General features: G+C 42.0%; 17 protein-coding genes. 5 read left to right on the top strand and 12 right to left on the bottom strand.

All coding sequences use genetic code 11. The annotated features are described in order from the left end of the window. Positions 1-6 precede the first annotated feature (6 nt). Entirely contained in the window at positions 7-345 is a 339-nt protein-coding gene (gene glnK, locus HC723_RS02320) for a P-II family nitrogen regulator (RefSeq protein ID WP_153447751.1), read from the bottom strand. 225 nt (positions 346-570) lie between these two features. Then, positions 571-942 carry a YacL family protein gene (locus HC723_RS02315; protein WP_153447752.1) on the bottom strand — a complete coding sequence of 124 codons (372 nt, stop codon included), beginning with the start codon at positions 940-942 and terminating at the stop codon, positions 571-573. Between the two features lie 143 nt (positions 943-1,085). Here HC723_RS02315 and aphA point away from each other — a divergent pair, with 143 nt between their 5' ends. Then, complete coding sequence (gene aphA / locus HC723_RS02310) at positions 1,086-1,802, top strand: acid phosphatase AphA (RefSeq protein WP_190338084.1); 717 nt, start codon at positions 1,086-1,088, stop codon at positions 1,800-1,802. A 419-nt stretch (positions 1,803-2,221) separates the two neighbouring features. Here the strand turns inward: aphA and HC723_RS02305 are convergent, their stop codons facing one another. The 5 genes from HC723_RS02305 to HC723_RS02285 form a co-directional block, all read right to left on the bottom strand. Then, on the bottom strand, positions 2,222-2,626 hold the full coding sequence (locus HC723_RS02305) for a hypothetical protein (RefSeq protein ID WP_190338082.1): 405 nt from the start codon (positions 2,624-2,626) through the stop codon (positions 2,222-2,224). A gap of 113 nt (positions 2,627-2,739) precedes the next feature. Continuing rightward, complete coding sequence (locus HC723_RS02300; protein WP_238925397.1) at positions 2,740-3,906, bottom strand: replication-associated recombination protein A; 1,167 nt, start codon at positions 3,904-3,906, stop codon at positions 2,740-2,742. 198 nt (positions 3,907-4,104) lie between these two features. Further along, positions 4,105-4,995 (bottom strand): LysR family transcriptional regulator, encoded by an 891-nt coding sequence (locus HC723_RS02295; protein ID WP_153447754.1) that lies wholly within the window; start codon positions 4,993-4,995, stop codon positions 4,105-4,107. A gap of 12 nt (positions 4,996-5,007) precedes the next feature. Further along, positions 5,008-6,357, bottom strand: a complete 1,350-nt coding sequence (locus HC723_RS02290) for an MATE family efflux transporter (RefSeq protein ID WP_190338081.1) — start codon at positions 6,355-6,357, stop codon at positions 5,008-5,010. A gap of 86 nt (positions 6,358-6,443) precedes the next feature. Next, positions 6,444-7,430, bottom strand: a complete 987-nt coding sequence (locus tag HC723_RS02285; RefSeq protein ID WP_190338079.1) for a zinc-dependent alcohol dehydrogenase family protein — start codon at positions 7,428-7,430, stop codon at positions 6,444-6,446. Positions 7,431-7,598: 168 nt separating this feature from the next. Between HC723_RS02285 and HC723_RS02280 the strand changes: the two genes are divergently transcribed. Together HC723_RS02280 and HC723_RS02275 are read left to right on the top strand one after the other, a co-directional pair. Continuing rightward, complete coding sequence (locus tag HC723_RS02280) at positions 7,599-8,414, top strand: SDR family NAD(P)-dependent oxidoreductase (protein WP_153447757.1); 816 nt, start codon at positions 7,599-7,601, stop codon at positions 8,412-8,414. 174 nt (positions 8,415-8,588) lie between these two features. Further along, complete coding sequence (locus HC723_RS02275) at positions 8,589-9,464, top strand: radical SAM protein (RefSeq protein WP_190338078.1); 876 nt, start codon at positions 8,589-8,591, stop codon at positions 9,462-9,464. A 213-nt stretch (positions 9,465-9,677) separates the two neighbouring features. Here HC723_RS02275 and HC723_RS02270 read toward each other — a convergent pair whose 3' ends face one another. From HC723_RS02270 to HC723_RS02260, 3 genes are all read right to left on the bottom strand, one after another. Next, positions 9,678-10,544, bottom strand: coding sequence for a TnsA endonuclease N-terminal domain-containing protein (locus HC723_RS02270; RefSeq protein ID WP_238925392.1), 867 nt, complete (start codon positions 10,542-10,544; stop codon positions 9,678-9,680). 133 nt (positions 10,545-10,677) lie between these two features. After that, the gene (gene glmS, locus HC723_RS02265) at positions 10,678-12,510 is read right to left on the bottom strand and encodes a glutamine--fructose-6-phosphate transaminase (isomerizing) (protein ID WP_153448205.1); all 1,833 of its coding nucleotides are present in this window, start codon (positions 12,508-12,510) and stop codon (positions 10,678-10,680) included. 221 nt (positions 12,511-12,731) lie between these two features. Continuing rightward, entirely contained in the window at positions 12,732-13,499 is a 768-nt protein-coding gene (locus HC723_RS02260) for a DeoR/GlpR family DNA-binding transcription regulator (RefSeq protein WP_153447759.1), read from the bottom strand. Between the two features lie 284 nt (positions 13,500-13,783). Between HC723_RS02260 and nagB the strand changes: the two genes are divergently transcribed. Then, on the top strand, positions 13,784-14,584 hold the full coding sequence (gene nagB, locus HC723_RS02255) for a glucosamine-6-phosphate deaminase (protein WP_153447760.1): 801 nt from the start codon (positions 13,784-13,786) through the stop codon (positions 14,582-14,584). A 596-nt stretch (positions 14,585-15,180) separates the two neighbouring features. After that, on the top strand, positions 15,181-16,593 hold the full coding sequence (pykF, locus tag HC723_RS02250) for a pyruvate kinase PykF (RefSeq protein ID WP_190338076.1): 1,413 nt from the start codon (positions 15,181-15,183) through the stop codon (positions 16,591-16,593). A gap of 606 nt (positions 16,594-17,199) precedes the next feature. Here the strand turns inward: pykF and ilvN are convergent. Both ilvN and HC723_RS02240 read right to left on the bottom strand, forming a co-directional pair. Continuing rightward, positions 17,200-17,694, bottom strand: coding sequence for an acetolactate synthase small subunit (gene ilvN, locus HC723_RS02245; protein ID WP_153447762.1), 495 nt, complete (start codon positions 17,692-17,694; stop codon positions 17,200-17,202). Between the two features lies 1 nt (position 17,695). Then, complete coding sequence (locus HC723_RS02240; protein WP_153447763.1) at positions 17,696-19,414, bottom strand: acetolactate synthase 3 large subunit; 1,719 nt, start codon at positions 19,412-19,414, stop codon at positions 17,696-17,698. Positions 19,415-19,601 lie beyond the last annotated feature (187 nt).

The following is a 19,601-nucleotide window of genomic DNA, read 5'->3' as shown; positions in this document are numbered from 1 at the left end:
CAAGGCTTATAGTGCTTCATCATCCGTCTCACCAGTACGAATACGTACCGCATGAGTTAGGTCGTAAACAAAGATTTTACCGTCACCAATTTTTCCGGTTTGCGCCGCTTTAGTGATGGCTTCAATCACGCGATCCACATTGTCTGCTTGGGTTGCGATTTCGATTTTCACTTTAGGTAGGAAGTCCACTTGGTATTCCGCACCACGATATAATTCAGTGTGGCCTTTTTGACGCCCGAAACCTTTCACTTCAGACACTGTCATGCCTTCAATACCCACATCGGCTAGCGCTTCACGGACATCGTCTAATTTAAATGGTTTGATAATTGCGTTAATCTGTTTCATTGCATTCCCTCGTCATGTTCTGCATTTACACCCATCTTAATCTGGGTATAGGCTGTTAATGCTTAAAACATAATCAAGTTACATGCCAACTTTTTAAGTCACTGTTAAATAAGAAAATGATAGCGCAGAGGGAGAAGTACTCAATAATGAATGCACCATGATAGTGCGAGCGCCTCACGAGCGGAGGCAAGATAGGAAAAGAGGGTTTATTAATTTAGTGGTTTATTAGCTTACAAATGCACGCCAAGATTGCAAAACTTGTTCAAAATCTTCAATACCGCACCAAGAAACACTTTCTTCATCGTAAGCCGAAAGTGAATCATCGAACTCTTCTTCTTCATCAGAGTCCATATTTAACAAATGGTTAGCACTGATATGAATTTCATTTTGTTCAATCGATAGCGTCCAATCCTTGCCTAATTGTCGCCATTCTTGATTGATGTTTTTTTGTGCACCAAGTTGTTGCACGATAGCATCGAGTTTATCGACATCGGTGCCGATCTCTTCAATTAACCAATGTCCAATGGCTTCGTGCCCAGATGAAAACACCACCCGATAACTGCCGTCTAAGGTATTTTTCTTAAATTCGAAATCCAAAATTGCCTCTACTAATCAAATGGGTTATTAGCAGATATACCCTCAACAACTTGGATATAACCACAATAATCATGCGCCTTATCACATAAATATGTAATGCTTTGCTTCAAAATGCAATTTTTAAAGTCCAATAATGGTGGAATATGTCTTTTTTCAAATTAAAAGCTAGCCTGATCACGGGTATATTAGTGCTATCCGCGATGCAACCTTCTTTTGCCAGTACCGAAGTACACCCAAGCTTTGATATTCATAGTTACACTCAACAAGCACAAAGCAATTACCCCGATCTCAACTGGGTCAGTGTTACCGATATCAAACAAAGCCTACCCAATCATCCGATTAATATTGGCCTAGATATCGACGATACCATGTTATTTTCTTCGCCAGTTTTCTATTACGGCCAACAAAAATACTCACCAGGTAGCAATGATTATTTAAACAATCAAGATTTTTGGAATGAAGCCAGTACTGGGCTGGATCGTTTTTCTATTCCGAAAAAAAGCGCGGTTGCTTTAGTGACGATGCACTTACAACATGGTGATACAGTCTATTTTGTGACTGGCAGAAACGCAGTCAATAAAGGACATGAAACCGTCACCAACACCATTCGTTCTATTTTCCCTAAACAATATAGAGCGCAGATCCAACCGGTGATCTTTGCGAACGGACTCGAAAAAGAGACCCAACTGAAACAAGCTAAAATCCAATTATTTTATGGTGACGCGGATCAAGACATCACTTCCGCGCAACATATTGGAATTGAAGGGATCCGCTTCTTAAGAGGCGCACAAACCACCAACATCCCGATGCCACATGCGGGAAAATTTGGTGAAAAAGTGCTAGAAAACTCAAACTACTAACCTTACCTACCCCGATAAAAAAGGCAGTGAGCCCGACGACTTCACTGCCTTTGTTAACTATCATCAATAAATTAACTCATCTACTTACAATGAAATTTGTCGGAGGACAATAAAGTTTGATCATTTTATAAGTTCACATCGAGTGATAAATCTATTGATATAACAATAAAGATTGATCTATTTGTGTTTTCGCGAACCATAATGGAATCTAACAAAGAGTGTCACTTAAAGACATTTGACAACGAGCCACATTGAAGCTTTTAACGCAGAATTAACTAATTTCATACAATAATTTACAAGGGTAATAATGATAGCTAGCTGCAGATTACTCAGTATCAGTTACAACCTCTGAAGTGGCATAGTTAATTTGGCCACTACAATGCTATGCCATTTATGTATATTGGTTCCAAACGGCTAAGCTAAGCAACTTCAATATGTCTAATGATCACCTCACGAATTAAGATATACTCTATGCCTAAAAATCGAACAGATTCACTTGCCTTATTCAAGGCAGAAAAATCAAACTCAATACGTATTACCCCCGCTTTTATCTCTTCAACGGCTGTAATTTCCCAGTAAAGCTTTTGATATAAACCATGATGCGCCCTTTGCATCAGCATAATATTTTTAGCACCAATAAAGTAATCCAAATTGTGCGTGCAAAACGTTGAATGATCGTCAAATAGCTCTTCAATTCTTGCAAAATCACTCGCATTAGATAGCTCAAAATAGTACTTTTTCCTATTTTGCTGATTCCGTTCTGGCGGGGAAATGGCCGATCGGAATGCTCCGAAATATGCAGGATGAGATGGTGTCCATACCATTGCTTACGATAATTTCCTTAACGAGCTCTGCTTTACGCTTTGAATTGATATCTACAGGCTACTTTTAAACCTAATGATGGAAAGCCTTTAGCTTTACTCATCATTGTTAAGCGCTAGGAATTTTCTCTATTAAGATATTCTAACCACTGTGCAAAGTACTTTTCTTTACCTAGCTGGTTTGGCTGATAGTACACTTGACCAACCAGTTCATCAGGAAGATGCTGCTGATCAACAAAATGATTTGGGTAATGATGGGCATTTTTGTAGCCCTTACCATTGCCAGTTTTTTCCGTATGACTGTTTAGGAAATCACGGATATGCAATGGTATCTCTTTGACATTTTTACTGTGGATGTCTGCTTTTACTCGTTGCACTGCTTTAAATACTGAGTTGCTTTTAGGCACGCTTGTCACATAAATTGTTGCTTCAGCTAAGGCGTAAATACACTCTGGCATTCCAACAAAATCTACTATTTGAGCAGCATGTGAAGCTATCACTAACGCTTGTGGATCGGCCATTCCCACTTCCTCGCTAGCGCAGACGATCAATCGGCGAGCAATATACTTCGGGTCTTCACCTGCTTCAAGCATTTGCACCATGTAGTAAAGTGCCGCGTCAACATCGCTACCTCTGACACTAAGAATATAAGCACTGATGGTATCGTAATGATTGTCGCCATCTTTATCGTACTTTAATGCTTTTTGTTGAATACTCTCTTCTGCAATCTCAAGAGTAATATTGATGCTCCCGTCGGTTTTGTCTGTCGTTAAATAGGCCAGTTCAAGCGCATTGAGAGCATTACGGGCATCGCCATTCGCCGCATGAGCAAAGTGCTTGAGGGCGTCATCGGTGAGTTTGATTGGCTGGCTTTTCAACTGACTATCTTGTTCAAGGGCACGCAGTAATAGTGTCCGGATATGATAATCATTGATTGAATTGAGCTTAAAAACACGTGAACGGGAGATAAGCGCATCGTTGATTTCATAGTACGGATTCTGTGTCGTTGCACCAATAAGGACGATGATACCTTGCTCAACATGCGGCAGTAATGTGTCTTGCTGAGCTTTATTGAACCGATGTATTTCATCAATAAACAGAATCGTTTTTTGACCATGCATCATCAGCCTATCTTTGGCTGAGCGCACCACACGGGCTATTTCGCTTTTGCCTGATTCAGTGGCGTTTAGCTCTTCAAAGTGCGCTTTGGTGACATTAGCAATCACATGAGCAAGGGTCGTTTTTCCTGTCCCTGGCGGCCCCCATAGAATCGTCGACCCCAGTTTGTCAGCTTGTACCGCTCGATAGAGTAACTTGCCTTTTGCAAGGATATGTGGTCTTGACCAATAATATTTTCAAGCTGTTGAGGCCTCATCCGCTCTGTCAGTGGCTTACTGAAATCAGATACTGCAAATAAGTCCATAACTTTCCTTTAGCGAGTCTTTTACTTGTTTCGCCATCACTTTCCAAGTGGGTAATATTTAATCCCAATAAGGTGGCGTACCGTAGTATTCTGAAAAATAATCAACAAACGCGCGAACTTTAGGCGCAAGCAATCTTGAACTTGGGTAAACCGCCCAAATTGCCGAGTGGTCAATCAAGTCATAATCTTCAAGCACTTGAACAAGGGTACCATCACGTAAGTGTTGATAGGCAATCCAAGTGGCGCACATGGCAATTCCCAAGCCATCAACAGCAGCATCTCGCACCGCTTCACCGTGATCGACTTTAATTTTGCCTTTTACTTTAATATGTTGAACACCTTCAAGGGTACTAAATACCCAAGAATCAAGGCCTGCTTGGTTAATACATGCGTGTTTTTTTAGCTCCGATGGATGGTTCGGCATGCCGTGTGCGGCAATGTAGTCTGCTGACGCCACCATAATACGTTTATCGGTCGCCAGTTTTTTTGCAATGAGTGTTGAATCTTTTAACTCAGCATTGCGAATCGCAACATCAAAGCCCCCCTCGACCAAATCCACCATAGAGTCGGTTAATCGAATATCAACGTAAAGATCAGGGTATTGGGCGAGAAAACCTTTTAATGCGGGCATTAGGTGCATGCGACCAAACGAGGCGGGAGCGGTAATGCGTAATGTCCCTTTTGGGCACGCTTTTCCAGTCCCCACGGTTGCTTGAGCAGCATCGACACTGCTGATTATTTCTTCAGCATAGGGGAGCAGCGTTTCGCCTTCCTCTGTAAGTGATACTTTTCGTGTCGTGCGATGAATCAGCCTTGCACCAATGCTTTCTTCAAGCTTATTGATATGCATACTAGCTACCGGAGCAGACAAGCCTAACTCTTTACCCGCCTGACTGATGTTGTGTGTCGTCGCAATACGTACAAATAGTCGAAGGTGTTCGATATTCATCAACAAGCGTCCTTATGCTTCAATCGGTTGTGCTGTTGAAGTTGGTGTTATGATGGTTTTACTAAGCTTGAACCAAGCATAAGCGCCAGCCAGAGTATTGGCAATAGATGCTGAATAAATCACATTGATGATATCGCCTGTTGAAGCCCCAAACCAAACTGCGGGTACATAGAACACAAATAATCTTGCCATAGAGACTCTTAATGCGGTTTTGGGTTTACCAAGCGTGTTAAATATCGAGACGACAAGCATACATAAACCAAGTGGTGCATAACTAAATGGGATGATCCACATAGCATGGGTAAACCAGTTCTGAATCACAGTCTCATTGCTTAGCAGCGGTATAATCCACGAAGCGTTCAGTGCTAGCACTAGCGCCATAACAAGATTGAATAAGACGAGAAGTTTGCTTGCACAGACGAGTAAATCACTAATCTCATGCTCTTTTTTCTCGCCAAAGTAACGAACAATCATGGGTGGGACAGACATAGTTAACGCCAAGGTAAACACCAATAAAAAGCTTTCCAATCGTGCTAATAAGCTCCAAAACGCTATGGAGCTGGTACTGATGCGTGCAATGAATACCATACTAATAAAGGCGCTCACTGACGGTAACAGCTGGTTGGCAATGGTCGCTGAGCTTAGTCGGGCTAATTTGACTAAACATTGACGCGCTTTAAAGCAAACAGATAGAGAGCTTAGCCAGCCGTTACGAGTAGCTTTGAACAACATATAAACTGCACAAAAGACATAGCCAATCGTTGAAGCAACGGCCGCACCAATAATCCCCATGTCGAGCACAAAAATAAGAACCGGATCTAGAACAAGGTTAATGATGCTGGCGAGCAAAAACATCCGTCCAGCCGTTTTGGTGTCTTCGTTGGCACGGTAAATACACGTTAATAGATAGAGAGCTGCGACCGCGACTGCACTTAATAACCAAAATGGCCAATAGGCATAGAAAATGGCTGCAAGTACCCCTAATTGTTCAGTGGTCGTATCGGGTGACGCAAAGGTATTGAATATGGGGGTTTTAAATAGCCATAAGCCCAAACAGATAAGTGAGATAAAAATTGTACCAAGCAACACTGTGATAGTGGCGGTAGCGTTTGATCGCATCGTATCTTGTGCGCCACACGCGTGAGAGATAATCGAGGTTGCCGCGACACCAATACCAACCTGCACACCAATAATAGCGGCTTGAAAAGGTAAGGTCATGCCATGTACAGCAAGCTCATCGAGCCCTAGCATCCCAATAAAAATAGAATCCACCAGTTGAACGAGCATAATAGAGAACATACCAATGGTTAGTGGCAACGTTCGTTCAATAATGAGTTTTAGTGTAGGTGAGACCACAGACATTAATACCTCAGCACAATTATCTTAAGGGAAATAGAGCAACAAAAAGGCCCACTTAAAGCGGGCCCTAGGGGAGAGTCGTATTAAAATTAGATGCTAACGACGACTTTACCTATTGCCTGACCGCTAGCGAGTCGGTCATGAGCTTTACCCGCATCAGCAAGGGCGAACTCTTTTGCATCTAGAACAGGTTGCAATTCACCAGCTTCAACAATTTTTGCCATCGCTTTTAGAATCTTACCGTGCTCTGCTCGGCCAACGTTGTAAATCATCGGCAATAGCATAAACACAACGTGAAGTGATAAACCTTTCATGTGCAACATGGTTAAGTCCTGTTCGTGCATTGAAAGTGTTGTGGCAATTTGACCATTGAGTTTTGCAGCTTCGATTGAATTGTTTAGGTTTGTACCACCAACAGAATCAAAAATGACATCAAAACCTGCACCTGACGTGTATTTTTCAACATAGTCAGCAACAGATTCAGATTTAAAATCAATCGCAGTTGCGCCGAGTTTGCTGATTAAGTCAGTTTGTTCACCTGCAGCGCCGGTTGCGAATACCTCTGCACCAAAATGGCGAGCCAGTTGTATAGCAACATGCCCGACACCGCCAGCACCGCCGTGCACGAGTACTTTTTGACCAGCAGTAATACCAGCGCGCACTAAACCTTCATAAGCGGTAATACCGACTAAAGGCAGAGCAGCCGCTTCTCGCATAGAAATATTATCGGGCTTATGTGCGATTAAGTTAATATCAGCCAGCATGTACTCAGCCAATGAGCCTTGTAAATCACCAAGTCCACCTGCACAACCATACACTTCATCGCCTACAGTATAATCAGTCACACCCTCACCAACAGCGTCAACGATACCTGCGAAATCCATACCCAAAATGCCTGGCAATTGTGGGTGGAATGGCAAAGCTTCTCCCATGTCACGGATCATCATATCAATAGTGTTGACGCTTGATGCAGCGACTTTAACAACAACATGACCTGCCTTTACTTCGGGCTTGGAAAGTTCTACTGTTTTAAATACGTCTGTCTTGCCAAATGTACCAATTACTGTCGCTTTCATGGGGTGTAACCTCTCTCGCGTTTCGTTATGAGTTCAGTATAGTCATTGGCTAAAATTTGATAATAGGTCTTAATCTACAATCAGTATTAATTTTTTATTAATAATATTTAAGTCCATTTGTCTAGTATGATTAACAATCAATCAACGTGGCACAAGCGGAGCAAACGAATGAAGAAAGTAATTTTAGTGACAGGTTCAACCGATGGTATTGGTTTTGAAACCGCAAAAAAATTCGTAGAAGAAGGGCATCATGTCTTAGTCCATGGCCGAAACCCTCAAAAGCTGGAAAAAGTAAAAGAAACCCTAACTACGCTTTCTTCTAAAGCCATTGTTGAAGGTTATGCTGCTGACTTATCAAGCCTTGCTGACGTGGAAGCGTTTGCAGCTGCAGTAAAAAAAGATCACGAGCGTTTGGATGTGCTTATTAACAATGCAGGTGTCTATATCGTCCCAACGGTGACCACTAAAGATAACCTCGATGTTCGATTTGTTGTTAATACCATTGCGCCGTATTTATTGACCAAGAGTTTGCTAAGTCTGTTCGATACCACTGGTCGAATCGTTAATCTATCATCCAGAGCGCAAGCCCCTGTTAACCTCAATGCTTTAGTTAGCTCTGATGCTCAAATGGATGATGGCTCTGCGTATGCGCAAACCAAATTGGCCATTACCATGTGGTCGGTTTACCTTGCAGAGCAGCTAAAAGGCAAAGGCCCGTCGGTCGTTGCGGTGAATCCTGCTTCATTTCTTGGTAGTAAACTCGTAAAAGAAGCGTATGGCATGCAAGGTAATGATCTCGGTATTGGTGCCGACATTCTGCACAGAGCCGCACTGTCGGAAGAGTTTGCGGATGCAACGGGTAAATACTTTGATAATGACGATGGTCGATTCACCACACCCCACTCAGATGCAATGAATAAAGCGAAAAATGAAAAAGTAGTCGCAGTGATTGATAGCGTGTTGGCAGAAAAGCTGACGAGTTAATCGTCAAGCACTGCTTAGTTGAACTGTTAAAGAGCTTGGGTACATCCACGCTCTTTTTTTACTTATATTATTAATTAAATATTAATACTGATTTGATTTTAATCGCTATTATCAACCAAAAGATTAATAGGTAAGCTTGCCAACGTCGAAATTTGCAGAGCTGAGGAGCTTAACATGCATTACGAAGGTAAAGTTTATCGCCCTTGGATGGAAGCAGACAGTGTGCTGATCCAGACCACATTAGGTTGCAGCAATAACCAATGTACTTTTTGTACTATGTTCGATGATAAGCGATTTAAAGTTCGTGAATTAGAAGACATTTACAAAGACATTTCTGAGGTTCGTGCTACCCATCGTAAGGTTGAATCAATCTTTTTGATTGATGGAAATGTTATGGCGATGCGAACCGAAAAACTGCTGGCCATTCTTGACCGAATCAAGGTGACATTTCCTGAATTAAAACATCTTGCACTGTACTCTGGCTTTAATGATTTTCGCCGTAAAAGTATCTCTGAGCTGAAAGAACTTCGATCAGCAGGGTTAACCACGGCATATTCTGGCCTTGAATCTGGTGATCCGATTGTCTTAGAACGCATTAAAAAAGGGATGACCCGCGAGCATGCTATTCAAGGTATGGAGATGGCTCGTGAGGCTGATATTCAGGTTCTCGCTTCATTTATCTTTGGTTTAGGCGGTCGTGAGCGTTCAAAAGAGCACGCAGAGAACACTACTAGTCTGCTTAATATCATGCGTCCTGATGCGATTGCACCAATGGCTTTGGCAATACAGCCAGGAAGCGAGCTAGAGCGCGAAGTGGCACGCGGTGAATTTATTTTACCAACGCCACTGCAAATACTCGAAGAAGAAAAGTACTTACTTGAAAACATGGATGACTTCCTCAGTTTCTACTGGGGTGACCACGGTAATAACATTGCCTCTATGCGAGGTGTGTGGCCAGAGGTTCGTCAACCATTTATAGAAAACATTAATAAACACATTAACCACAATCCAATGGCGAAAAAAAACGTCATTGAGACGTATGCTTGGTAGTTTTATATAATCTCAAGTTAATACAGATGGTTAAGATGATTATGTCGCGTTAGAGCAACAGTTCTCTAACGCGGTAGCGTAAAACTCAGGATAAACAATTTAATTTTTGTTAATTCTAACTGTATAGATTCACTCAATTTAGAACAAGAAAAAACAAAAAAAGGATTGGCTCAAATGAAAATAAACTCGATATAAGGTTATGCTTGTAACAGATTAGAACATTAATAATAAGAGAGGGTCGCATGAAAGAGTTATTCCTAGCAAATGAACCCTACATTGCCCATGTGACACTACACTATCGCTAACTAAGAGTTCAACATCTTCACACTTCCATTCAGTAAACGGAATTTCTAGTGATGCTTTTAAATACTGATTGGCAATGCCATAGCGAAATACTCCGATATGAGTACCTTCCTCTAATTGGTATTTGTCATCCAATTTTGCACAATATCGAGCAACAAAAGCTTTGGGTTGCTTCGTAAGTCTACCTACAAGATCTATAACATCTTGTTTAGAAAATGGGCATTCGGCTTCGATGTCTATGAGTGGCTTTAACCACTTCAAGTTCATTTCTAGCTCGTTTGAGACTTCTTGATCTGTGAAAATGGGGCAAAGAACTTGTAGGCCTTCCCAGTATAATTTTTCTATTTTAAGCTTTTCGACAACGCGTTTTTCATCAAGCTTTAGGGCGGGTTTTACGGGGATCGCTAACTGGGAACCATCGGAAAAATCGATGAGTAAGTCCGTTGTCACTATTTTAAGCTCGCCCTTTTCTTGCGGGTGACGAATACCAAGTTGTCGGCAAATAATTAAAGAATCAACAAGAGGAATTGGAAACTGCTCTCGAATGTCCACGACCTCGTTGCACCAATCGAACACCAAAAATGCCGCAAGCTCATTTCCAGAGAAGAAGTGATGTATGCGGCCAACTGTGGAGCTTTTAACTCGAACGCTTTCGCCAGAGCTACTGAACTCTCCCACTTTAATAAAGGGAACGTAATCTTTTCCCGCCCCTTCGCCTCGTTTTTCATCTAAACGCTTTTGGTCTTTCTTATTAAATGGCTTATCTGCATCTGACATAAAAAAACCTCCGACTAAGCTAAACTTAGCAGGAGGTCAAAAAACGATCAATCTTTATTGTATATGATCAGACTTTATTGTAACCGATCAAACTTTATTGCCCCGAAAAAATTAACCATTTGATTTAAAAGAATTATTCTACCGTTACAGCCTTGGCTAAATTACGAGGTTGATCGACATCAGTGCCTTTAATTAACGCGACATGATACGACAGCAACTGCATTGGAATGGTATAGTAAATCGGCGCGGTAATGTCACTGACGTGTGGCAGGTTGATGATCTTCATGCTTTCATCGGCTTCAAAACCGGCGGCGGCATCCGCGAAAACATATAACAGACCACCACGGGCGCGGACTTCTTCCACATTCGATTTCAATTTTTCGAGCAATTCATTATTCGGCGCGACCACCACCACTGGCATATCCGCATCAATTAACGCTAATGGGCCATGTTTCAGTTCGCCAGCCGCATAAGATTCTGCGTGAATATAAGAAATTTCTTTTAGCTTTAACGATGCTTCTACCGCAATTGGGTAAAACTCACCACGACCTAAAAATAAGGTGTGTTGTTTGTCGGCAAAATCTTCGGCTAACGCTTCAATCTCTTTGTCGTACGCTAATGCGGCTTCTATTTGATTCGGCAGAGCATGCAATGCTTCCACAATTTCCGCTTCTTTTACGCTATCAATGCGTTGTTGCTCTTTACCCATAGCAGTGACTAGCATCAGTAAGGCTGCCAGTTGAGTGGTGAATGCTTTGGTTGATGCCACCCCAATTTCAGTTCCTGCGCGAGTCATAAAAGCCAAGTCCGATTCACGAACCAAGGATGAACCGGCAACGTTACAAATAGACATTGCCGACATATAACCTTTTTGTTTGGCTAAACGTAGCGCAGCTAAGGTATCGGCGGTTTCACCCGATTGCGATAAGGTAATTAATAAGCTGTTTGGACGAGTCACAAACTTGCGGTAACGGAACTCAGAAGCAATTTCAACATCGCAACTCACACCGGCCAATGATTCAAACCAGTAACGCGCGGTCATACCTGCATTGTAAGAAGTACCACAAGCAATGATTTGAACATGCTCTACTTTCGATAAAATCTCGGCAGCGTTCACACCAATGCTTTCCGTGATCACACTATCTTTGGTTAAACGCGCTTCCATGGTATTAATTAATGCGGTTGGCTGCTCGAAGATTTCTTTTTGCATAAAGTGACGATATTGACCTTTATCACCCGCATCATGCTCGGCGTTTGATTCGGTGATATCACGCTTAATTTGCTCACCGTTGGCGGAAAATACACTGACCTCACGACGCGTTACTTCGGCTACATCGCCTTCTTCTAGATACATAAAGCGGCGAGTAACGCTTAATAATGCTAATTGATCAGAGGCGATAAAATTCTCACCAACACCAAAACCAATCACTATAGGGCTGCCAGAACGTGCCACTACCACACGGCTTGGATCTTTGCGATCAAACACCACGGTGCCGTATGCGCCATCCAGTTGTTTAACTGCTTTTTGTAGCGCTTCAACTAAGGTTTCTGAAGTGCGACGTTCCCACTCAACTAAGTGCGCGATAACTTCGGTATCGGTTTGAGACTCGAAAATATAACCACGCTCACGCAAAATGGCTCGCAATGATTCATGGTTTTCAATAATGCCGTTATGCACCACAGAAATATCCGCAGAAACATGGGGATGAGCATTAACTTCTGAAGGCTCACCGTGAGTTGCCCAGCGTGTGTGCGCGATCCCCGTTCCGCCAGATACATGAGTCGCTTCTACCGCATCGGCTAACTCTTGCACTTTGCCTAAACGGCGTACACGAGTCATATTTGAATCGGCATCCACCACTGCCACACCAGCAGAGTCATAACCGCGATATTCTAAACGACGTAGACCTTCAACTAAAATTTCAGCTACATCACGCTGCGCGACTGCGCCAACAATTCCACACATAATATAAGTATCCTGTTTATTCTTCATATCCGCAGCAAGCAAAGGAGGTAAAGATAAGTGTTCAAAATAGATTTATTACCATTCAGGTAACGAGATGCTGAATCAATATTGAATATAGAGAAAAGTGTCCAAAGGCCATGGATGACCTTTTTCAAGCGTCCATGGACGGGACAGCGTCTTTTCGGTATGTTCAAATTGATTTGTCATGAATGATATTTATTTTAATAGTGTGCCCGCATAACGCGTACACCTTTAGATTTTATGGTTGCCATATCTTGATCAGATAAGTGATCATCGGTGACCAAAATATCGATCCCTTCCCAACCCAATTCTAGATTTGGCATTTTGCGATGTATTTTTTCAGATTCGATCATCACGATCACTTCGCGCGACACTTCCGCCATCACTTGGCTTAAACCTGTCAATTCATTAAAAGTGGTGGTTCCACGTTCAAGATCCAAACCATCGGCACCGATAAACAATTGATCAAAATCGTAAGAACGCAACACCGATTCGGCCACCTTACCTTGAAATGATTCTGAATTGGTGTCCCATGTCCCCCCGGTCATGATAAGTGTTGGTTCGTTTTCGAGATCGTTAATCGAGTTTGCCAATGCCAATGAGTTGGTCATCACCACTAAACCACGTTTATTGCCCAACAATGGGATCAATGCCCCAGTAGTAGTGCCATAATCAATCACAATCCGGTTGTAATCTTGGATTAAAGTTAACGCAGTTTTTGCTAAGGCTTCTTTTTGTTTTGAAGCGACCTCGGTTGCAATGCTGTCAGTGACTTCTTTGGGTAATAAAATGGCGCCACCATGACGACGCAATAGCTGCCCACTACTTTCTAAAGCGGTAAGATCTTTGCGAATCGTCACCTCAGAAGTTTCAAAAGTAAGCGCCAATTCTTCAACACTAACCTCACCTTTTTCAACCACTAGATTCACAATTTCATGACGACGCAATTGTGTATTTCTTTTTCTCATAATAGCCAATAAAGCCTCGCTAAACCCAATAAAACGAAAGATATAAGTTTCGAATCGAAAGTTATAATACTTAACATTCACTTTAATTCAATTAAAATATCCACAAAAAACCAATTCGAAACTAAAAAGCTTCGAACCAAAACCACTGTAGTGATGAAAATTGTTTCATATTGGTTGATATTGAGGCAGATCAAGACTACAAACAAATTGTCTAGGAAAACAAAAGAACTTAATTTACAATACAAAAAAACATTAAATGAATATCTGAAATAAGGGCTATAAACATGAGATTGATCCCATTAGTAAATGCAGAACAAGTTGGTAAATGGACTGCTCGTCATATCGTAAGTCGTATTAATGCTTTCAAACCAACGGCTGACCGCCCATTTGTTTTAGGTCTTCCTACTGGTGGTACACCTCTAGTAACTTACAAGTACTTAATTGAAGCTTGTAAAAATGGTGACGTAAGTTTTAAAGATGTCGTGACTTTCAATATGGATGAGTATGTTGGCATTGATCCTAACCATCCTGAGTCTTACCGTTCATTCATGTTTAATAACTTGTTTAATCACATTGATATTCAAGAAAAAAACATCAACCTTCTTGACGGTCAAGCGGCAGATACGGAAGCGCATTGCCAAGCGTATGAAGATAAAATTCGTTCATACGGCAAAATTAACTTATTTATGGGTGGCGTTGGCGTTGACGGACACATTGCATTCAATGAGCCAGGATCGTCTTTATCTTCTCGTACTCGTATCAAAACGCTGACTGAAGAAACCCGTATCGTAAACTCACGTTTCTTTAACGACGATCTAAATCAAGTGCCTAAATACGCGCTAACTATTGGTGTTGGCACTTTGCTTGACGCTGAAGAAGTGGTTATTTTGTCTGTTGGCCATAATAAAGGCCAAGCACTACAAATGGCGATTGAAGGCTCTGTTAACCACATGTGGACTGTGACTACGCTGCAATTGCACCGTAAAGCAATCTTGGTGGCGGATGAAGCGGCGCAACAAGAGCTAAAAGTAAAAACAGTGAAGTATTTCTCTGAATTAGAAGCTGAGAACATTAAAGGTTTATAACCTTTGATTAAATACCTTTAGTGCAAAAGCATCGCTCTCACTTACCTTTATGAGATTAATGCAAAAGCTACGATACTCGCCGCCCACATTCCTGGGCGGTTTTTTATTGCTCATTTTTAACGCAGCTCTAAGCTCTCATAAGCCTGAATGACCTTTTATTCACTTTAATAAAAGCCCAAAATAACAAGCAAATTGTTACTGCTATTTTGTAACTTTTATTCACATTCAATTTAATTCACAACGAAAAATAATTGTTTTATGGCCAAATCTTGTTCTAAGACAAGTAAGAACCGTGATCTTAGTATCAAAGACTGGTAAAATTCCGACCTCAATTTAGAAAGTAAATTACATCTATAACTAAGTTACTTAAAAATCTCGTAACTTGAATGTAAACGTCCGTCGTCATCTGGCTTTATAAAAAGGCGAGAAAATCATTATTATGCGGACGTATAAATAGCATCTACACTGTATGACAGCATTTCTGTCTACACGGTTTTTGTTTTGAAGAGTACTTATCCATCTAGATTGGATGATTTGGCTCCTTCGAAACCGACAATATTCAAATATTTAATATTATTTACTGGAGAGTATCCCAAATGAAAAAGACCAAAATCGTATGTACGATTGGCCCGAAAACTGAATCTGTTGAGAAACTAACTGAACTTGCTAACGCAGGTATGAACGTTATGCGTTTAAACTTCTCACACGGTAATTTCGAAGAGCACGGAACTCGTATTGATAATCTTCGTCAAGTGATGAAGAACACAAGCAAGCAACTTGCTATCTTGCTTGATACTAAAGGTCCTGAAATCCGTACTATCAAACTAGAAAATGGCGACGATGTTGCTCTAGTTGCGGGTCAAGAATTCACTTTCACCACTGATATCACGGTTGTGGGTAACATCAACACAGTTGCGGTTACTTACCCAGGTTTCGCACAAGATCTTACTGCTGGCGATACTATCCTAGTGGATGATGGTCTTATCGAAATGGAAGTTATTGCGACTACCGATACTGAAGTTAAGTGTAAAGTCCTTAACAACGGTGACTTAGGTGAAAACAAAGGTGTTAACCTTCCTGGCGTTTCAGTAAAACTTCCTGCTCTTGCAGAAAAAGATAAAGCTGACCTTAAGTTTGGTTGTGAGCAAGGCGTTGATTTCGTTGCTGCATCTTTCATCCGTAAAGCTGATGATGTTAAAGAAATCCGTGAACTTCTTTGCGCTAACGGCGGCGAAAACATCCAAATCATCTCTAAAATTGAGAACCAAGAAGGTGTTGATAACTTCGACGAAATTCTTGAAGCATCAGACGGCATCATGGTTGCTCGTGGCGACCTAGGTGTTGAGATCCCAGTTGAAGAAGTAATCTTCGCTCAAAAAATGATGATTGAGAAATGTAACCGCGCACGTAAAGTGGTTATCACTGCAACTCAAATGCTTGATTCAATGATTAAAAACCCACGTCCAACTCGCGCAGAAGCGGGCGACGTTGCTAACGCAATCATGGATGGCACCGATGCAGTTATGCTTTCTGGTGAATCAGCAAAAGGTAAATACCCTGTTGAAGCGGTAACTATCATGGCTCAAATCTGTGCTCGTACAGACCGCGCTTTGAAAGCTGAACTAGGTTCTCGTTTAGATAGCCCACGTTTACGCATCACTGAAGCAGTATGTAAATCAGCCGTTGAAACCGCTGAGAAACTAGCCGCTCCTGTAATCGTTATTGCAACTGAAGCAGGTAAATCTGCACGTTCAGTACGTAAATACTTCCCAACAGCGAAAATCATTGCAGTAACAACTAACACTAAAACAGCCGCGCAACTTTGCTTGTCTAAAGGTGTTACACCAATCGTTGTTGCCGCTATCAATGATACTGAAGACTTCTACCGTCAAGGTATGGCTCTAGCTCTAGAAATGGGTTACGGCGAGAAAGGTGATGTCGCAGTTATGGTTTCTGGTGCTCTTGTACCATCAGGCACAACTAACACTTCTTCTGTTCACGTTCTTTAATATAAAGTTCGCGTTACCGAAAAGATGAAAAACAAAAGGAGGCTTTATCGCCTCCTTTTTTATTGTCAAAATTTCCACTTCAACTTTCCTACTGCCGCTTTGCCACTAACGCCGTTAATCTAACCGTTAATTACCACCCAAAAAATTCTTTATGATGGGTATTGAGCAATACCACCAACAAAAGAAAATACAACGCGCTGAGCTGAAACCCTAACACCATCAAAGATCCGATTGTTAACCTCACCAATGCTATGCTCGCCATAACCTGTTGCCTCCGCCCCTATCTCATATTCTATACCCTTCTTACTTGAAGCTGCAGCTTTTTTGGCTGCGCTAACTCACCCCAATCACTTAGGCAAGCTAAGCTCATGGGGCTTCGTTTACTTGCCGCCTCACTGCAACTTCAATTACTTTGGGTATATACACCTAGTCAAAATACCGTTCGACACTTTAAAGATTAGATTAAGATCACACTTTTTATTAGACTAAAGTCGAATGTATTTTGGTTAATGCAAAAAAAAGCAGCCCATTGAGGACTGCTAGTATTGCTTATAAAGAGTAATTGTTTGATTGCTTAAGCTTTAATTTGATCTCACGCTAAATAAGCTAAGCTTTTAACGCTCGCTCGCCACGGGCAATACCCACCACACCACTACGCGCCACTTCGATGACATCTGTCATTTCCGATACCGCTCGAATGAAGGCATCCAGTTTTTCACTATCGCCCGCCAGTTGAATGGTAAATAAAGAGGCGGTGACATCGACGATCTGACCACGAAAGACATCCGATAAACGGTGTACTTCGGCGCGAGCAAAACCACTGGCTTTCACTTTGACCAACATTAACTCACGTTCAACGTAAGATTGCTCTGTCACTTCTTGTACTTTTAATACATCCACCAGCTTGTGTAAGTGTTTTTCAATTTGCTCTAACTCAAGCGCGTCACTGGCGGTAGTAATATTTAAACGAGAGAGAGTTGGATCATCGGTGGCTGAAACCGTTAGTGACTCAATGTTATAACCACGCTGCGAAAATAGACCCACCACGCGAGATAATGACCCCGCTTGGTTCTCTAATAATAGCGAAATAATATGTCTCATATTAGGTTTTCTCCGTCTTGCTTAGCCACATCTTATCCATACTTTCACCCTTCACTTGCATTGGGTAAACATGTTCAGTTTCATCGACATTAATATCAACAAACACCAAACGATCTTTCATATCTAACGCTTTTTGTAAGCCAGCTTCAAGATCTTCGGGTTTATCAATTCGGATCCCAACATGCCCATAGGCTTCGGCTATCGCGGCAAAATCGGGTACTGAATCCATATAAGAATGAGAATGACGTCCCTGGTAAATGATGTCTTGCCATTGCTTAACCATGCCTAAGAATCGGTTATTCAAGTTAATAATTTTTACCGGAATATCGTATTGCAAACAAGTGGATAGCTCTTGGATATTCATTTGAATGCTGCCATCTCCAGTGACGCACACCACCTCTTCTTGTGGCATGGCAAACTTGGCCCCCATCGCGGCAGGCAAACCAAAGCCCATAGTGCCCAGACCGCCAGAGTTAATCCAACGGCGCGGTTTATCAAATGGGTAATACAGCGCAGCAAACATTTGGTGCTGACCGACATCAGAAGCGACATACGCTTCGCCCTTGGTCAATTTATACAGCGTTTCAATCACTTGTTGTGGCTTAATACGATCACTGGTGCGATCAAATTCCAAACACTGACGATTTTTCCAACCTTGCAGCTCTTGCCACCAAGTTTCGATCGCTTCACTGTCTTGTTTGATCTCTTTTTCTGGCAGTTGCTTAAGCATGCTATTGAGCACTTCATCAGCCGAGCCAACAATCGGCAGATCGGCATGAATGGTCTTGGAAATAGAAGAAGGATCAATATCAATGTGCATGATCTTGGCATTGGGACAGTATTTTTCTACATTGTTGGTGGTTCGATCATCAAAACGTACCCCTACACCAAAGATCAAATCGGCATTATGCATCGCCATATTGGCCTCATACGTACCGTGCATCCCGAGCATACCTAATGAATTTTTGTGAGTTGCAGGGAAAGCGCCGAGCCCCATTAAGGTGCTGACAACGGGTAAATTCAATGCTTCAGCCAGCTTAATCAGTTGCTCGCTCGCCTCCGCAATGATCGCGCCTCCGCCGACATACAACACTGGTTTTTTCGCTTCAAGTAAGGTTCTTAAGCCTTTTTTGATTTGTCCTTTATGGCCTGACGTGGTCGGATTATACGATCGCATTTTAACTTCATCAGGATACTGATAAGGGAAAGTTTCAAGTGGGTTTAATACATTTTTAGGCAGATCAACCACTACCGGACCAGGACGACCGGTGGATGCTAAATAGAAGGCTTTTTTGATTACTTCAGGAATATCTTGCGCTCTTTGCACCAAGAAACTGTGTTTCACCACAGGGCGAGAGATCCCCACCATGTCGCATTCTTGAAAGGCATCATTACCAATTAAGTTACTGGGTACTTGACCAGATATCACTACCATTGGCGCTGAATCCATGTAAGCGGTTGCGATACCTGTAATAGTATTGGTGGCGCCGGGGCCCGATGTCACTAACACCACGCCAACTTTTCCGGTAGCGCGAGCGTAACCATCAGCCATGTGCGCGGCAGCTTGTTCGTGACGAACCAATACATGCTCAATATCGCTTTTTTCATGCAAAGCATCATAGATGTCGAGTACTGAGCCGCCAGGGTAACCAAAGATGTGTTCAACACCTTCATCAATCAAAGAGCGAACGACCATGTCCGCGCCGGATAACATTTCCATATTGCCTCCGTTAATAGACCAATCGTCATAATGATTTCAATCATCAAATGACTTGCTTGGCATCACTTACCAAATGGAGACATCTCGCTCATCCATGCGATAAATGTTTACATAGTTAGGGCTTATTTTTAGCCTAAATAAAGAGATAACTTCACACTACAACCGGTATCTACGAGGGATACGATGC

The organism is Vibrio sp. S11_S32 (genome assembly GCF_014694465.1).
In the GTDB taxonomy this organism is placed as follows: Bacteria; Pseudomonadota; Gammaproteobacteria; order Enterobacterales; family Vibrionaceae; genus Vibrio; species Vibrio algicola.
Note: the sequence above shows the minus strand (reverse complement) of the source record. Positions and strands in the feature narration are given on the sequence as shown.

Excerpts from the sequence above, each read along its gene's own strand:
- HC723_RS02240 (WP_153447763.1), bottom strand. The coding sequence starts at position 19,414 with ATGGAAATGTTATCCGGCGCGGACATGGTCGTTCGCTCTTTGATTGAT.
- HC723_RS02260 (WP_153447759.1), bottom strand. The coding sequence starts at position 13,499 with ATGAGAAAAAGAAATACACAATTGCGTCGTCATGAAATTGTGAATCTA.
- HC723_RS02305 (WP_190338082.1), bottom strand. The coding sequence starts at position 2,626 with ATGGTATGGACACCATCTCATCCTGCATATTTCGGAGCATTCCGATCG.
- nagB (WP_153447760.1), top strand. The coding sequence starts at position 13,784 with ATGAGATTGATCCCATTAGTAAATGCAGAACAAGTTGGTAAATGGACT.
- glmS (WP_153448205.1), bottom strand. The coding sequence starts at position 12,510 with ATGTGTGGAATTGTTGGCGCAGTCGCGCAGCGTGATGTAGCTGAAATT.
- aphA (WP_190338084.1), top strand. The coding sequence starts at position 1,086 with ATGTCTTTTTTCAAATTAAAAGCTAGCCTGATCACGGGTATATTAGTG.
- HC723_RS02295 (WP_153447754.1), bottom strand. The coding sequence starts at position 4,995 with ATGAATATCGAACACCTTCGACTATTTGTACGTATTGCGACGACACAC.
- pykF (WP_190338076.1), top strand. The coding sequence starts at position 15,181 with ATGAAAAAGACCAAAATCGTATGTACGATTGGCCCGAAAACTGAATCT.
- HC723_RS02270 (WP_238925392.1), bottom strand. The coding sequence starts at position 10,544 with ATGTCAGATGCAGATAAGCCATTTAATAAGAAAGACCAAAAGCGTTTA.
- HC723_RS02285 (WP_190338079.1), bottom strand. The coding sequence starts at position 7,430 with ATGAAAGCGACAGTAATTGGTACATTTGGCAAGACAGACGTATTTAAA.
- ilvN (WP_153447762.1), bottom strand. The coding sequence starts at position 17,694 with ATGAGACATATTATTTCGCTATTATTAGAGAACCAAGCGGGGTCATTA.
- HC723_RS02275 (WP_190338078.1), top strand. The coding sequence starts at position 8,589 with ATGCATTACGAAGGTAAAGTTTATCGCCCTTGGATGGAAGCAGACAGT.
- HC723_RS02280 (WP_153447757.1), top strand. The coding sequence starts at position 7,599 with ATGAAGAAAGTAATTTTAGTGACAGGTTCAACCGATGGTATTGGTTTT.
- HC723_RS02290 (WP_190338081.1), bottom strand. The coding sequence starts at position 6,357 with ATGTCTGTGGTCTCACCTACACTAAAACTCATTATTGAACGAACGTTG.
- glnK (WP_153447751.1), bottom strand. The coding sequence starts at position 345 with ATGAAACAGATTAACGCAATTATCAAACCATTTAAATTAGACGATGTC.